10 protein-coding genes are annotated in these 14,422 nt (G+C 53.1%); 9 read left to right on the top strand and 1 reads right to left on the bottom strand.

The features are described from left to right. The first annotated feature begins 5 nt into the window (after window positions 1-5). From ACGK9W_RS05710 to ACGK9W_RS05670, 9 genes are all read left to right on the top strand, one after another. Window positions 6-749: a DUF4194 domain-containing protein gene (locus ACGK9W_RS05710; RefSeq protein WP_008174489.1), complete on the top strand. Its 744-nt coding sequence runs from the start codon at window positions 6-8 to the stop codon at window positions 747-749. Continuing rightward, the gene (locus ACGK9W_RS05705; RefSeq protein WP_008174487.1) at window positions 746-4,069 is read left to right on the top strand and encodes an ATP-binding protein; all 3,324 of its coding nucleotides are present in this window, start codon (window positions 746-748) and stop codon (window positions 4,067-4,069) included. The genes ACGK9W_RS05710 and ACGK9W_RS05705 overlap by 4 nt, the downstream gene beginning before the upstream one ends. Continuing rightward, window positions 4,053-5,207, top strand: a complete 1,155-nt coding sequence (locus ACGK9W_RS05700) for a Wadjet anti-phage system protein JetD domain-containing protein (RefSeq protein ID WP_092032614.1) — start codon at window positions 4,053-4,055, stop codon at window positions 5,205-5,207. The genes ACGK9W_RS05705 and ACGK9W_RS05700 overlap by 17 nt, the downstream gene beginning before the upstream one ends. A gap of 139 nt (window positions 5,208-5,346) precedes the next feature. Further along, complete coding sequence (locus ACGK9W_RS05695) at window positions 5,347-5,583, top strand: type II toxin-antitoxin system Phd/YefM family antitoxin (RefSeq protein ID WP_053115272.1); 237 nt, start codon at window positions 5,347-5,349, stop codon at window positions 5,581-5,583. Then, window positions 5,583-6,017 (top strand): type II toxin-antitoxin system VapC family toxin, encoded by a 435-nt coding sequence (locus tag ACGK9W_RS05690; RefSeq protein WP_053115271.1) that lies wholly within the window; start codon window positions 5,583-5,585, stop codon window positions 6,015-6,017. The genes ACGK9W_RS05695 and ACGK9W_RS05690 overlap by 1 nt, the downstream gene beginning before the upstream one ends. Before the next feature lie 670 nt (window positions 6,018-6,687). Then, window positions 6,688-9,744 (top strand): hypothetical protein, encoded by a 3,057-nt coding sequence (locus ACGK9W_RS05685; protein WP_405419598.1) that lies wholly within the window; start codon window positions 6,688-6,690, stop codon window positions 9,742-9,744. Between the two features lie 271 nt (window positions 9,745-10,015). Continuing rightward, window positions 10,016-10,966 carry a hypothetical protein gene (locus ACGK9W_RS05680; RefSeq protein ID WP_405419595.1) on the top strand — a complete coding sequence of 317 codons (951 nt, stop codon included), beginning with the start codon at window positions 10,016-10,018 and terminating at the stop codon, window positions 10,964-10,966. Beyond that, a complete protein-coding gene (locus ACGK9W_RS05675; protein ID WP_405419592.1) occupies window positions 10,956-12,620 on the top strand; it encodes a S8 family peptidase in 1,665 nt (554 codons plus the stop codon). The genes ACGK9W_RS05680 and ACGK9W_RS05675 overlap by 11 nt, the downstream gene beginning before the upstream one ends. Before the next feature lie 22 nt (window positions 12,621-12,642). Further along, window positions 12,643-14,052, top strand: coding sequence for a hypothetical protein (locus tag ACGK9W_RS05670; protein WP_405419589.1), 1,410 nt, complete (start codon window positions 12,643-12,645; stop codon window positions 14,050-14,052). 30 nt (window positions 14,053-14,082) lie between these two features. On the opposite strand, the gene ACGK9W_RS05665 is transcribed toward ACGK9W_RS05670, so the two are convergent. Then, window positions 14,083-14,334 (bottom strand): hypothetical protein, encoded by a 252-nt coding sequence (locus tag ACGK9W_RS05665; RefSeq protein ID WP_405419586.1) that lies wholly within the window; start codon window positions 14,332-14,334, stop codon window positions 14,083-14,085. Between the last annotated feature and the right edge of the window lie 88 nt (window positions 14,335-14,422).

The following is a 14,422-nucleotide window of genomic DNA, read 5'->3' as shown; positions in this document are numbered from 1 at the left end:
CCCGCATGTCTGACTATTTTGACCGCCTGACAAGCCAGGCAGACGACCAACAAGGCCGGGACGAGCCGCAACAGACATCAGAGGCACTGGCCCATGTCGATCAGCAAACGCCTCTGACGGAGGCCAGCCACTACACGCCCGGCAATGTGAAAGCCACCGCCCAGGAGCTGCTGAAATACGGGTTGCTGGAAGCAGACCGTAAGCCCAACCTCTACCAGGTTGCCACCACCCAGACCGCTGCGATCAACCAGATCCTGGAACCGTTCGACCTGCGCCTGAAAGTGGACGACGTACGTGGACTGGCTTTCCTTGTCGTGTCAGACCGGCTCTTCAGCGAAGGCCAAGAAAACGACGACGAGTGGTCCCACCCCCTGGTGCGCCGCCAGCGTCTGACCATGGAACAGTCCCTGCTGGTGGCCATACTACGCCAGCACTTTATCGCCCACGAACAGGAAACCGGTCTCGGTGCCGGCGAAGCCACTGTGGAACTGGATGAGCTACTGCCCCAACTGCAGCTGTACCTGGGCGACACCGGCAGCGACACCCGCGACCAGAAACGCCTGCGCAGCCTGCTGGACAACCTCAAGAGCCACGGCATTGTCTCGGACATCGACGCCAACGACCAGGTGGTCGTTCGCCCTATCATCACCCACCTGGCGAACCCGGAAAATCTGCAGAACCTGCTCCACCATTTCCGACAAATGGCCGGCCAGTCCGCCCCGCAAGACGCTGACGGAGAGGATGTATGAGCCTGCCCCAGACCGACCTCTTTGCCGCTGACATCCTGCCGCCCACGGCCTATATCCTGACCCACCTGGACCTGTATAACTGGGGGCCCTTCGGTGGACGGCACTGCGCGGAGATCGACCCGAAAGGCACCGCCATTATCGGCCCCACCGGCAGCGGCAAGACCACGCTGGTGGACGCGTTGATGACCCTGTTGACTCACCAGCCCCGGTACAACCTGGCCTCCACTGGCGGCCATGAAAGCGACCGTGACCTGATTTCCTATATTCGGGGCGTATCCGGTGCCGGTAACAATACCGGCGACAACAGCCATATCGCACGCGCTGGTAAAACCGTAACAGCCGTGAGCGCCCGCTTCTCCAACGGTAACAACGCTATTCGCATCGGGGCGCTGTTCTGGATCGACGGCAGCAGCTCTGCCGCCAGCGACCTGAAACGCCTATGGCTGTTTTCAGAAAGGGATGACCAGAGTCTGGACAACTGGCTGGCCATTCACCACGAGGGTGGCGCCCGGGAGCTCAAGCAACACGCCGGGGATAACCCAGGCTTACAGGCCAACGACAGTAAGAAAGCCTACCTGGCCCAAGTACGGCGATTTTTTGAAGTGGGGGAAAATGCCTTCACTCTGCTCAACCGCGCCGCGGGCCTGAAGCAGCTCAACAGCATCGACGAAATCTTCCGGGAACTGGTGCTGGATGACCACTCGGCGTTCGACCGGGCGGCAGAGGTGGCCAGTGAGTTTGACGACCTGGCCGCGATCCACAGCGAACTGGAAACCGCCCGAAAACAACACCAGTCGCTGCTACCCATAGCGGAAACCTACGAAAAGCACCAGAGTGCCACCAGAGAGCTTGACCAGCAGCTGTTATTGAAAGACATCCTGCCGATCTGGTTCGCACAAACCGGCTACGAGCTGTGGAGCACCCGCAAACAGGACCTGGAACGCCAGCTTGATAAGGGCAGAGAAACCCTCGAGTCATTGAGCAGCAATGTTAAGCAACTCAACAGCAAAGCCGATACCCTGAAAGACATATACCTGCAGGCCGGTGGTGCCAGCATAGAGCAGCTAAAGGAGCAGATCTCCCAACAGAAGCGCTGGGTAGGAGAACGGGGCCGACACGCCAGGGACTACCAGACCCTGACCGGCAAGCTTGACCTGGACAGCACACTGAGCTCCGAAGCACTGGCCCGGAACCGCCAGCTCGGTGAGTCAAAGCTGGCCGAACTGTCCGAACTTGCGGACACTCAGGACGAATTCCTGCTCGACCTGCGTTTTCGTCACGGTAAGCTCAATGAAACCCTGACGGAAATCACCGAAGAAATCGACCGCATCAAGGCCCGGCCCGGGTCCAACATCGACGGACGTTACCAGGAATTCCGCAGCGAACTGGCCCAGGACCTGAACCTGGACGAAAGCATTCTGCCGTTCGTGGCAGAACTGGTGGAAGTCAAAGCCGAAGAACGTGACTGGCGTGGCGCCATTGAACGGGCTATCGGCGGGCACCGCCTGCGCCTGCTCGTGCCACCGGCCGCCATGCAATCGGCCCTGGACAGGGTCAACAGCCGTGACAACCGCCTTCATGTGCGACTGCTGGAAGCCCAGGCACCCCAGGCCACGGCACAGTTCATGAAGGATGGCTTCACCCGCAAGCTGAACTTCAAGGACCATCCTCACCGGGAAGCCCTGAAACAATTGTTGGCCGAAATCGACCGACACTGCGTGGACTCTCCCGAAACCCTGCGCCAGACACCCCATGGCATGACCCAACAGGGCCTGATGTCCGGCAAGAAGGGCTATTTTGAAAAACGGGACAACCAGCGGCTCGACAAGGGCTGGATGACCGGCTTCAACAACCGTGACCGTCTCTCCGCGCTCAACAACGAACTGAGCGAAACCCGTAAGAAAGCGGACGCTCTGGGGCGGCAACTCGAATCAGCCCGCCGTAATCTCAGGGACACAAATGATCAGATAAGGCTTTACGAACTCCTGGGCGAAACCGAGTTCAGCACCATCAACCTGCCCAGCGCACAACGTGAACTCGATGCCCTGCAAAGCCGGCTGGAAGCACTGACCGCTCCGGACTCGGATGTGGAAAAAGCACGGGGGGAATTTGAAGCGGTTCGCCAGCAACTAGAAGAAGGCCGACAACAGCTGTCGAACCAGGAAACCGCCCTCGCCCTGCTGAAAGAAAAGCGCAACCAGGCCACGGACCGCTGCACAGAACTGCTGGACCGGCTTGGCGATGGCCTCACAGACGACCAGCAAAGCCTGGCAACCAGACACTTCCGCACCCCGAAAGCGGACCAGTACGAACGACTGGAAGCCCTGGAGCGGGACCAGCGAGAGCAACTGGACAAAGTCATTGGGAAGCTGGGCAAACAGATCCAGAGTTTTGAACTCAGCCTGACCCAACTGATGGAAAAGGCGCTCACCATTGATACCGGGGCGCTGATTGAAACCGGCAGTAATATCCAGGACATTCCGGAATACCTGGAACGCCTGCGGGTACTGGAGGAAGAAGCCCTTCCCCAAAAGCTGGAGCGATTCCTCAGCTATCTGAACCAGTCGTCGGATCAGGGCGTGACCCAACTGCTGGCTCACATACAGAACCAGGTGGCCATCATTGAAGAACGTATCGCCGATCTGAACGCCACACTGCGGCGGGTCGACTTCCAGCCTGGCCGCTACCTGCGCCTGGAGCCCCGCCGGGTTACCCATGAATCCCTCCGCAGGTTGGAGCGCGCACAACGGCAGCTGCGGGCGGATGCCCTGAAAGGCGACCAGGGCGAAAGCCATTTCAAGGCTCTGCAAAACATGGTGGCCTTGCTGCGGGACGCGGCAGACAACAAGCGCACCGTGGGTGCCCGGGCTCTGCTGGACCCGCGCTACCGGCTGCAGTTCGAAGTTTCGGTGCTGGAACGCGAGTCCGGCTCGGTGATCGAGACTCGCACCGGCTCCCAGGGGGGCAGCGGCGGCGAAAAGGAAATCATCGCCAGCTACATTCTTACCGCCTCCCTGAGCTATGCGCTTTGTCCGGACGGCGCCACCCAGCCACTGTTCGGAACCATCGTGCTGGACGAGGCCTTCTCCAAGAGCTCCCACGCCGTAGCCGGCCGCATCATCTCGGCTCTCAACGAGTTTGGCCTGCACCCACTGTTCGTCACGCCCAACAAAGAGATGCGACTGCTACGGGCCCACACCAGCTCTGCCATCCTGGTTCACCGCAAGGACCTGCGGGCCACCCTTACCTCACTGAGCTGGGAAGAACTGGAGGCCCACGCGGAGAAAATGACCCGGAAAGCCCATGAAATCCCCGGCTGAACTGGCAAGCCGCCTGGCCCGCCAATGGCAGAACGCGGACCTGCGCGAACAGCGCCTGCTCCGGCCTCAGGGCTGGCCATTAACCCTCCCCATCGGCAAGCCCACGGGCGCGACGGTACGGGAGAAGGTCACACAGGTACGAGAACACCTGCGGCAATGGCGGGAGGTCACCACCGGGCAGGTCCAGTGGCAGCTGGTCCGCTTCAAGAGCACCAGCGAAGCCATCGACATTCCCACCCACTGGACACTGGACACTCCCAGCCAGTGGGTGCAGGCCGCAGGCAGCAGTGAAGTCAGGCGGGAATACGACACACTCAGCCGTCTCGCCTCTGTTCTGGACCCGCGATTTCACTCACTGATCATACGCCGGCGCAGCCTGGTCATGGATAAGCCGGAAAGCGACGTTATTCGCAGCGGCAAGGTTGCCCTTCAGCTCCAGCCAGGCTGCGCCGAAGGAAAACCCCTCAGGGCACTGTCTATTGCCGGCACCGACAGCAAGTTCTTCGAGCGCAACCGCCAGCTTGTAACGCTGATGCTGGACATTCTGTTCGACGGCCAGGCCAGCGAAACCGGGCTGGAAGCCTTTCTGGGCGCTGAAGACGACGGCCACCACTGGTTACTGGTCGCCGACCTTGATGGCTCGTTGTTGCCCTTCACGCAAATGCGGGTCCGGGCCCACGAACTCCAAAGCACGCCTTTACCTGGCGAACGGTTGATACTGGTTGAAAACGAACGCTGCCTTCACCAGTTGCCCAGGGTCTCCGGTACGGTCTCGGTACTTGGGTCGGGCCTGAACCTGTCCTGGCTCAACGCAACATGGCTGAAAGATCGGGCGACCGCCTATTGGGGCGACATCGATACCTGGGGGCTGACCATGCTGGCCAGCGCCCGGAAACACCTCCCGCTTCTCACACCACTGCTGATGGACAGGATTACCTTCGACACGTTCGCCGACGCAAGTGGTGTTGAAGAACCACAGCCTGCCCCCTCGATCACTCCGCCAGGATTGACCGGAAGCGAGGCTAAGCTTTACCAACGTCTGAGACAGGCAGACCGGGGCCGGCTGGAGCAAGAGTTTCTGCCGGTCTGTGTTGTTCATAGGGCCATTGGAGACTGGGTCGATCGCTCCGCAGAATAACATCAACAAAATAGTCCAACGCGCTCAAGATCTTGCGCAGTGCTCACATGTATCAGGTTTTAACGATTCTTCGGCGTTGAATTGCAAGCCAAAACTCTATCGGTGTACACTGCACGTGTACACAAAAGAAGGAGAAAGCATGCAGACCATTAATGTCCGGGAAACGCGGGAAAAGCTTTCCAATCTATTAGACGCGGTAGCCGCTGGAGAAGAGATTGTTATCCTTCGCCATGGTAAACCAGCAGCGCGGCTGACGGCAGCCTATCCGGAAACTATTCAGTTTCTGGATCGTTCAGGGCTAAGAGCTTCGCTACCGCCTTCTCGAGAAAGTTCTGCACAGACGGTGCGAGAGCTCAGAGACGAAGAGCGCTATTGATGTACTACTTCGACACCAGTGCCGTTCTACCCTACTACCGCCAAGAGCATGCTAGCGATAGCATTCAAGCCTTGCTTGAATTGCAGACCAAGCCAGTTCTGATCAGTCATTTAACAGAAGTGGAAGTTGCAAGTGCCTTGGCCCGTTGGGTTCGCATGGGGGAGCTTAGTGAGCCCCAGGCAAATCGCATCGAAAGTGCCTTCCATGATGATGTCAGCCACGGCCGCTTCACCCTCTGCTCTATTGAATCAGACCATTACCGTCGAGCCGGGCATTGGATCGGGACACGAAAGACAAGTCTGAGGACATTGGATGCACTCCACCTGGCCTGCGCGGAGTCTAATCAGGCTTGTTTGATCAGTGAGGACGAAGCGTTGCTGAACGCGGCCGTTTTTTTTGGCATAGACGCGCGCCTTGCCTCAAATGGCAGCTGAGCACTATGGGCAGGAAGCTGAGTCTACTTAAGCTGCTGTAACAACACGGAAATAAATTGGAGGCGCGGGTCGGAATCGAACCGGCGTACACGGAGTTGCAGGACGAACTTTATGAATCAATTTTCTGCAATAAATACAGAAACTTACCGACTCTTTCTCATAAACTCTGCACTCTCAGTTGCGCATCATAAAGTCATTTACAATCAATCAGTTATATTTATATTTTTTGGGTGATTTTCACACCATTAAATTGTTCACCTTAAGAAATGCTCGCAGCTTTCTCTTTCCGATATCCCTGCCTCACCAACTGTCGGACAACCATTGCACAACTCGAAAATCGACCTCGTCCTATCTGGGTGTCAACGATGTGATGTTTTGCCAAAGCTCACGTGGATTTGATACTCGGTCACTCGCACACTGCATTGGCCAAAGTTCATTCAGCGTTGAACGAATGGGCATCTTCAACGTTCGGCGCTGTCGATCTGAGAGCTGAAACAAGAGCGAGGAAAGCTCACATACAGGAGGGATAAAGCGTGGTTCGCACCCGATAAATATCGTTACAGAATAATTCTCACTTTTTACAAAGGGTTGGCGGTTGATCTGCTCTAATTCAAGAACAGAAAAACAAACGCTTTGTTGGGATAGCAAAGAAACTGGCACTGGAGCTTTTATGCCGAAATTAAAGTATTCAACCAAATTGATGCCATTCGTCATGGCACCCCTTCTCGCAGCCTGTGGCGGAGGAAATTCAAGTACAGCAACAAATGAGCCGACTCCGGATCCTGTCACAATTTCAGGCCAAGTCATGGATGGCTATCTTCAGGATGCCAGGGTTTTCCTCGATTTGAATAACAATGGACTGCATGACGAATCAGAACCCGAGACTCGATCAGGGGCGAATGGGGAATTCAGCCTCTCAACGGCAGAAACCATTCCAGACGACGCCACTGTGATCGCAGAGGCTGTTGCCGGTGTCACCATTGATCGGGATGACGATCAGACGATTCCTCTCGGTTACACTTTGCGATCGCCACTGATCAAGACTACGGGTGGGGTTTCAGCTGCAAATGCGGGCAATGCCCAGGACTTAGATTCCTACACCTCAATCGTTTCTCCTCTAACCAGTCTGATTAGTTGGGAAATGATCGCCAATGGCAGAACTTTCGAGGCCGCTGCTGATCAGGTAGCTGCAGATCTTGGGCTCAGCATCTCGCCAGAAGAGAATTACATCAAGCTGAAAAAAAGCAATGATCCTGAAATCGCAGCCAATGCCGAGCGCGCTCATCGCATTTCCCAGGTGCTAGCACGCATTCAGGCAAAGCAAGAGTCGCAATTCTCTGGATTTAATTTTACCGTTGACGGAGCGAACAAACTTTCTTTCCTCAATACGCTTTCCGAAAACATACAGGCCGTTGTTTCGTCGGTAGTCGCTGATGTAAACCTTTCGCTTCAATCGGAAGATCCTTTCGACCCCGATTCTTTAGCTGACCAATCAGGGAGTCAGCTGGTCACCACCATCGTTGCTGGTCCCGACACCTCATCGAATATATATAGCGGTGAGGTCACTTATGTCGGCTTCGTTGAGGGCGCCACAGTTTTTATCGATCGCAATTTGAACGGTGAACGTGATCCAGGTGAGCAATTCACGGTAACAGATGAGAATGGCAAATTCGCCTTTACCACTGGCACTGGCCTGGAGGGAACAGAGATCGTTGCCAAAATCACTCCGGAGACCAGCTCTGATTCGACCGGAGCAATTATACCCGGTGAATTCACCCTCTATAACCCGATCGGGCTGTATTTCGATTATGAGAAGTTCGAGTTTGGCGTTGGAATGCTCGTCAATACCCAGCTTAGCCCGGCGCTGAACCTTGTACCCCGCAATCCGGATCAGGAAGCTTCCGAATCCCTGTTTGCCGAGGCTATTGGCACGGACCGTGAATCTCTTCTCTTTTACGCACAGCAAGCCCTTAGCCCCAATTCGGGAATTGCAGCCGAAGGTTTGAAAGTCAGTCGAATCAATGCAGAAATTGCCGAGCTTCTTGTTCGGCTTGATGATCTCTACGGTGAAATCGACCTTGCAGCCAATAACCTGACGGACAACCAGTACAGACTCACTCTTCGCTCTTATGTCACAGGAAACCTGCCGGAAATTGTATCGTTGATCGAGAATTCATCGGTTGACCAGGTTGTGCCGGGTGCGGTCCTTGATTCGTTGAACTTAGATCTGAAAATTCCTGGGCTCTACGAACTGATTAATCCAGAAGATCCAGTAAATGAAGATCCCGGAAGCGAAGAACCCGGCAACGAAATCCCGGGCAACGATGTGGTTCGTCCAGACTACACCCCGAGGCTTCGCTTTGTTTCATTAACCACCGATTACACCCAATCGTGCGTGGTCTCCGGCGAGCGTGTCGACATTCATGATGCCGATATGAATCTCGTCGAAACCCGAACAACAGATAGCTCCGGAAGCATTGATTTAAGCGATATTCCGCAAAGCCATTATGTGACGGTATATGGATCATCCATCGGTTATGGCGACGTACCAGTAACCCATAGCTACAGCTATGAAAGGAGCTTTATTGATGCACCGTATACCCTTCAGTTACCGGCTGAACGCTTATACGAAGGCTCTTTGACAAACTGCGAGCCGATGCGGATGGAGGCTCCTGATGACCCTAACGACTTCGAATTCAATATCAGTGTTTCCAACGGTGGAAGCTTTACGTCCATCGCAGGTTCAGTCTCCGGTAGAGGATACGTGCCCTATTCAGAGGCACCGGCAGATGGGATCTTTCTGGAATCAACGACTCTGGACAGCAGTGCAACCATCTTGCTCGTCGGAAACCAGGTTGCCGACGGCGAGCTTAACAGTCAGCCAACCTTCTACTCTTATCTGGAGGATGTGGATATCACCAGCGGCCTGGTGCAGGCAACGATTGCAAGCCCTGTTGAAAGTATAAGCAAACCCATCGAGCCCACCCTTACTCAGATTGCGTCTATGTTGAAGCCGTTGGATTCCGACTCGTTTCTAAGCTCTGTTACCATGATTACTGGCAGGGACGAGGCCAGCACCAGGATCTCCGTACCCACGGTCGTTCAGGGTCAGGGCTTGCTCCAGATCAGTCGCAGTTACCGAGAGAGTTCATACCCAAGCACTTGGGGCAATACGATTTTTGAGCCTCTGCAGAACGATGGAAGAGCGCTTTCTGCCAGCGCCTACGCGGATCTTCAACCCTTTTCGATGGTGGACACAGACGCGGATACCAATTCCATAAGTTACACGTTGGGAGATGTCCCGTTCGATGCCTTCGCCCTTCAACTGTACAGATCTGACGATGTTTACCTGACAGCTGATCTCTCTATCGACAACCGCAGTGTTGAGCGGTTTGATCGAACAGTTCTCACAAGCAACATGAGCGGCAGAATCAATTTCCCGGACATCGTTACAGACGATGTATATTTGGGAACGAGCAAGTATCTGACCGTTTTTGCGGCCGAGAACGCCAACAGTCTCCCCTACCCACTGACTGGGCAATACGTGATAACGGCGGGCGTGATGCCTGGGCTCTTATACGACCTGGACTACATAAAACAGCCGGAATACGAAGGATATGCTGACTACAATGAGCGAAATCAAGCCTATATAGAACGTCGATATATTGAGTCAACTTTCCAAAAAGTACATGGTTACAACGACCCTTTGGTCTTTAACCCTCAATAGTCAAGAATAGAGAGCCAGCCCTAAGAGCTGGCTCTCTCATTTCAGGTAACTAAAAGCCCAAAATCCTCGCCTCCTTGCAGAAAAAAACGCGAAGTTACGCACCTTTACATTTCACAAGCGGAAATTTGTGTAGCCTCTATAGACGGTAAATACTGCCACTAGACATTCGCTCAAGCGTCATGTGAGAAACGCCCAATACTCACGCAGACAAGAGCAAAGACAAACAACATTCTGGCATGGTCAAAGCGCTTTCAGAGGAACTACAACGCACATGGAAAAAGCCAGTACGAAAAGAATCTGCAGTACGCTTCAATTTTTGTCAGCAGGCTCCCTGGCACTTCTTCTTATTGGCTGCGGAGGTGGAGGCTCCGGCGGGGATACGAGTAGCACTGGGGAGAAACAGTCAATCCAACCTCCAACGCTTGAAAACACCTACTACACGGTCGACGAAGGTGTTCAAACACCACTGGCAGGAAACCTTCATGGCGCAGAGATCGAAAGTTACGCTTTGGAAGAAGATATCAACCTGACCTTGTCCGCCTCGCCAGATGATACTGGCCTTATTCTTTCAGCTCCGTTCGTGAATGCGCCGCGGCTTGTAAACCTGCTTGTTACCTTCAACACCGATGGCGCCACTTACGAGCGATCCTTGGCGATCCAGATACGAAACACTTCAGCCCGGGAGCTTGAGGAAAAAACCCGACTCATCATGAACGATGCGTCTTCCCTGTTAAGCCTTGGGCAGGACCTGGCGCTTTATCATTTTTCCGTCGATACCGCGTATCTATATGGCTTGATCCCTCACTCAGAAAAACTGCGGCTGCTTGATGAATTCTCGCCGGAGAGCTCGCCTGTTTACTCACAACTTCAAACCCAACTCGATGAACTCAGCACTGCATTCTCAGAATACGAAAAAGGCGTTGTTGCTGACTCAGAGCTAAAACAGCAGATTGATGTCATTGATGCTCTGGCAGAAGCCCATGGCGAGTACGGCGTTCAACAGCTGATCGACGTGTCCGATTTCAGCGAGGCAGTAGTACCGGCGCTAACCTACGGCACTTTTCAGTTTTCTGAGGACGCCGGCTTCTTTTCCCGATTCGTAGGGAACAACGATTACGGCAGTTGGCAGGATGGCAAGTTCAGTCTGAACGAATCTTACGCCCCAATTGCCAGCCTCATTCGAACCAACCTGTCACAGGATATTCGCTGCGATGCTTTTTAATAGACACTCTTTTGCTCTCGTTGCGCTCTCCCTAACGTTTGTTGCCAGTGCCGACGAAGCGCCTCGCAAACTGCCACAAAACAGTCCGGCCGAGCCGAAAGAAGAAAGCGTTTCTCTGGTTGTGCGCTACGGGACAGACCAAGTTTCCGCTCAAAGCGTCGAGTCCCCTCGTCAACGCGTTGAAGTAGTCTCTATACCTGAGAGCGACGCAGAGGCCTATGCTGCCTTTCTTAAGCAGAATCCTGGCGTTCTTTCAGTTGAACCGAACTACCCCGTTTCAAATCCAAGGATGCCCTCGCCACCCATAACCATGCCCCCCGGCGTTACTAGCGCGCAGTCCCTTACGAACGCGCCAAATGATCCAGCCTTTATCGATCAATATGCGTGGCAGCCCCCTACTCAGCGGTATCCTGGTGTGCATGACATTCTTGAGGCCGCAAAGAAATCACCACAGAAACGCAAAGTCAGAATCGGAGTAACAGACTCTGGTTTCCATCAAGTGTCTGATCTCGTCTTCACCGGAGGCTACAATTTCTCAACAATTGATGGACCCGGTTTGGATTTCTACACGCCACAAATAGATCCCTCCTGCACTGATAGCCATGGTACCGCCGTTGCGGGAATTATTGCCGCAACCACCAATAACTTCGAAGGCGTTGCGGGCATTATTGACGCAGAGCTCTATGCGGCCCGCGTGATGAGCTGTGGGACCGGCTTATTGAATGATCTTGCAACGGGTATCTATTGGCTCTCCGGCCAGGCGACAGGATCGGCGCCTACCTTGTCTTCGCCGGTAGACATCATCAATGTGTCAATGGGCGCACCCGCACCGAGTTGCCCAAGCTATCTTCAGGATGCCATTGATTATGCGGCATCTAAAGGAGTTCTTATTGTCGCCGCCGCTGGCAACGAAAGTCTGGATGTCAGTAATTACACGCCGGCTAACTGTGACAAGGTGATCACCGTAGGTTCAGTTGGCCGCAGCGGTACCCCTTCAGACTTCTCCAATTACGGCGACGGTATCGATGTCGCTGCGCTTGGTGAACTGGTTCGCACGCTGAACGGCGACGGTAAGGAAAGCTATTGGTTCGGTACTTCATTTGCAGCGCCGAACGTGGCTGGTGTTGCGGGGATTCTTAAACAACAAGCTCCGGGCCTGTCTTCAGAGCAAACAGTGGTGCGCATCAAAGAGTCTGTTCGCTATCCTGAGATTTTCGATACCGGAACGTTCTGGGGGGGCATTCTAGATGCTAATAATCTGGTGACCAGATTTCAGGCTGAACTTGAAGAGGCCCATCCAGAGTTCAAACCCGCTTTGGCTGCTCAAGAGCGTTGTCATCGTACTGCCTACCAAAACACTTCCCCAGCTCCATTAGACTTTGCGACACTTTATGAGCTTACAGCGGATGGAACTTTGCTCCACGCTGCCGATGAATTTTTTACAGTTTTCCAGCGAGAGAACGGACAAAGCATTGAAGATGCACAACTGATTGCATCAACCCGGGAATCAACCTTTCTGGTAGAGCAAGTCGATTCCGATAACATTTACGTTTTTGACGTCTGCCAACAAAATGGATCTGCCTGCAAGTATGGAAAATCCATAGTGCTTGGTATTGAAGAGTCTGGGATGAGCAATTCGGCCTGTAAGAAATAATGGAATATTTTGAGACTTCATTATGAGCTTCCTGAACGCTTTACGTCTTTCCTCGGCAGGTGCCGCGCTCATATGGGCCCTCACGCCGATGGCTCTGGTCTATTTTATCGTTGATTTTATCAACACTTATTTTCTAGGAACGATCAAGTCGATACTGTGGTTGTTCATGTTGTTGTTCGGCGCTTTCGTGGCAGGAGTAATCTCGAACAAAATCCTGGATCGCTGGATGAAACAGACAGCTCTGGTCACCCTGCTGATTGGTTGGTTTTTTTCCGCATTTCTCATTTATTCTGCAGTTGATCTTACCTTGTATGCTATTGACCACGATCAACTGAGCTCAAACTACATTATCTTCAAACTGTCTGTTTTTGTTCTCTTCTCTCTTCTGAGCATTTTCATGTCAGGACAGGTCCAAATGTTCCAGCCTTCGGGCGACGGCATGTTAAGCCTGTTCGTGGCGTGCATTCCCGCACTTTTCTTTTTCACACTTTCCCTGTATCGGATCATCGAAACCTGCTTCACCGGGATCTGTGCGCCGTTTCAACTCGATATGGTGAATATTCATTACGCCTCGACCGCAATAATGGCACTATCTCTGGCGTTATTCCTGTTTCTAGCAAACGGCTATTGGGAAGATAAAACACTGTACCTTGGAGAGCTGACCTCTTTGGCACTGCTGATCGCCTTCGTCACCATTAGCCCTGAGTTCGCAAAGGCCGACAGGATTCTGGTAGCCCTTTGTGGCACGTTATTTTTTTTCATCTTTATGTTTCTATCGCTGAGTCCGCTTTGCGAACAAAAAGGGCTCGGGATGAGAGACATCAGAACTCGATACGTGCCTTTGGTAAAGAAAATTCGACGATCACTGACCAACAATTCCCGAAAGCTCAAAATCGCATTATCTCTCACAATCATTGCGGGAGTGCTTAGCACTGCTGCCCTGACGTTGCCGCCTTATTTTCTAGTTGATAGAACCATTAGCAGCGCTGAAATTCGTGACAAAATTAATAAACAACTGCCAAAATCAAAATCTGGCATCACTATCCAGTCAATTGAAGCCTTTAATTTACTACCTAATGGTCGCGCGGAAATGGATTTTCTGGTCGAAGCGGAAAGATACGGAGACAGATTTCCCATAGCAATCTCCGCATCTGTCGCAGTAAAAAGCGATCTCGAGGCCCGGATCATCTATATTAGTGGATTAAAATTTGAACGTTTCGAATCAGGTTACCGTGGCAGATCTACTATTGGACACGTTTTTGAAGCGGTCACAATGAGCCTGGAAGACCAAACCAAGCGTATAATTGGACAAAATATCTCCAGAACGGTATACGATTTCCAAGACAACCTATACGAGCGCTTTCTATCCCGGTTTATCAGGCAAATCGACGTTGGTGACGGCATCATTACAATAAGATTCCAAAAACGCTGAGCCAAGCGTTTCGTCACCTGCGATGGGTGATTACTGCTCCTTGTCTGCCCTCACTGTTTTATCAATGAATCGCGCCATCTTAATTGCTGTTGCAACCGATTCTTTAATGTCCTCGTTTGAAATAGGTCCGGAAGCCTGACCTTTAGCCGTTATCCGAGCCGCTAAAATCCGTGTTGCCGCATCCAGGAGGGATCGCTCGCTCTCTTGAAGCGACACGCCAACTCGATCGTCCACAGGCTCCTCACCAAAATAAAAATCTTCGGACTGTTCATCAAACTGCATTTTTTCTACACCTCAGACAAAAAAGCAGCGTCGGGAGGATTCGCCAAACGACGCCGCTTTGAGTGAAAGAAAGTAAGGCATTCTGGAG

This window comes from Marinobacter flavimaris (assembly GCF_045057155.1).
Taxonomy (GTDB): Bacteria; Pseudomonadota; Gammaproteobacteria; order Pseudomonadales; family Oleiphilaceae; genus Marinobacter; species Marinobacter manganoxydans.
Note: the sequence above shows the minus strand (reverse complement) of the source record. Positions and strands in the feature narration are given on the sequence as shown.

Coding starts and splice junctions, on each gene's coding strand:
- ACGK9W_RS05710 (WP_008174489.1), top strand. CDS start 6: ATGTCTGACTATTTTGACCGCCTGACAAGCCAGGCAGACGACCAACAA.
- ACGK9W_RS05705 (WP_008174487.1), top strand. CDS start 746: ATGAGCCTGCCCCAGACCGACCTCTTTGCCGCTGACATCCTGCCGCCC.
- ACGK9W_RS05700 (WP_092032614.1), top strand. CDS start 4,053: ATGAAATCCCCGGCTGAACTGGCAAGCCGCCTGGCCCGCCAATGGCAG.
- ACGK9W_RS05695 (WP_053115272.1), top strand. CDS start 5,347: ATGCAGACCATTAATGTCCGGGAAACGCGGGAAAAGCTTTCCAATCTA.
- ACGK9W_RS05690 (WP_053115271.1), top strand. CDS start 5,583: ATGTACTACTTCGACACCAGTGCCGTTCTACCCTACTACCGCCAAGAG.
- ACGK9W_RS05685 (WP_405419598.1), top strand. CDS start 6,688: ATGCCGAAATTAAAGTATTCAACCAAATTGATGCCATTCGTCATGGCA.
- ACGK9W_RS05680 (WP_405419595.1), top strand. CDS start 10,016: ATGGAAAAAGCCAGTACGAAAAGAATCTGCAGTACGCTTCAATTTTTG.
- ACGK9W_RS05675 (WP_405419592.1), top strand. CDS start 10,956: ATGCTTTTTAATAGACACTCTTTTGCTCTCGTTGCGCTCTCCCTAACG.
- ACGK9W_RS05670 (WP_405419589.1), top strand. CDS start 12,643: ATGAGCTTCCTGAACGCTTTACGTCTTTCCTCGGCAGGTGCCGCGCTC.
- ACGK9W_RS05665 (WP_405419586.1), bottom strand. CDS start 14,334: ATGCAGTTTGATGAACAGTCCGAAGATTTTTATTTTGGTGAGGAGCCT.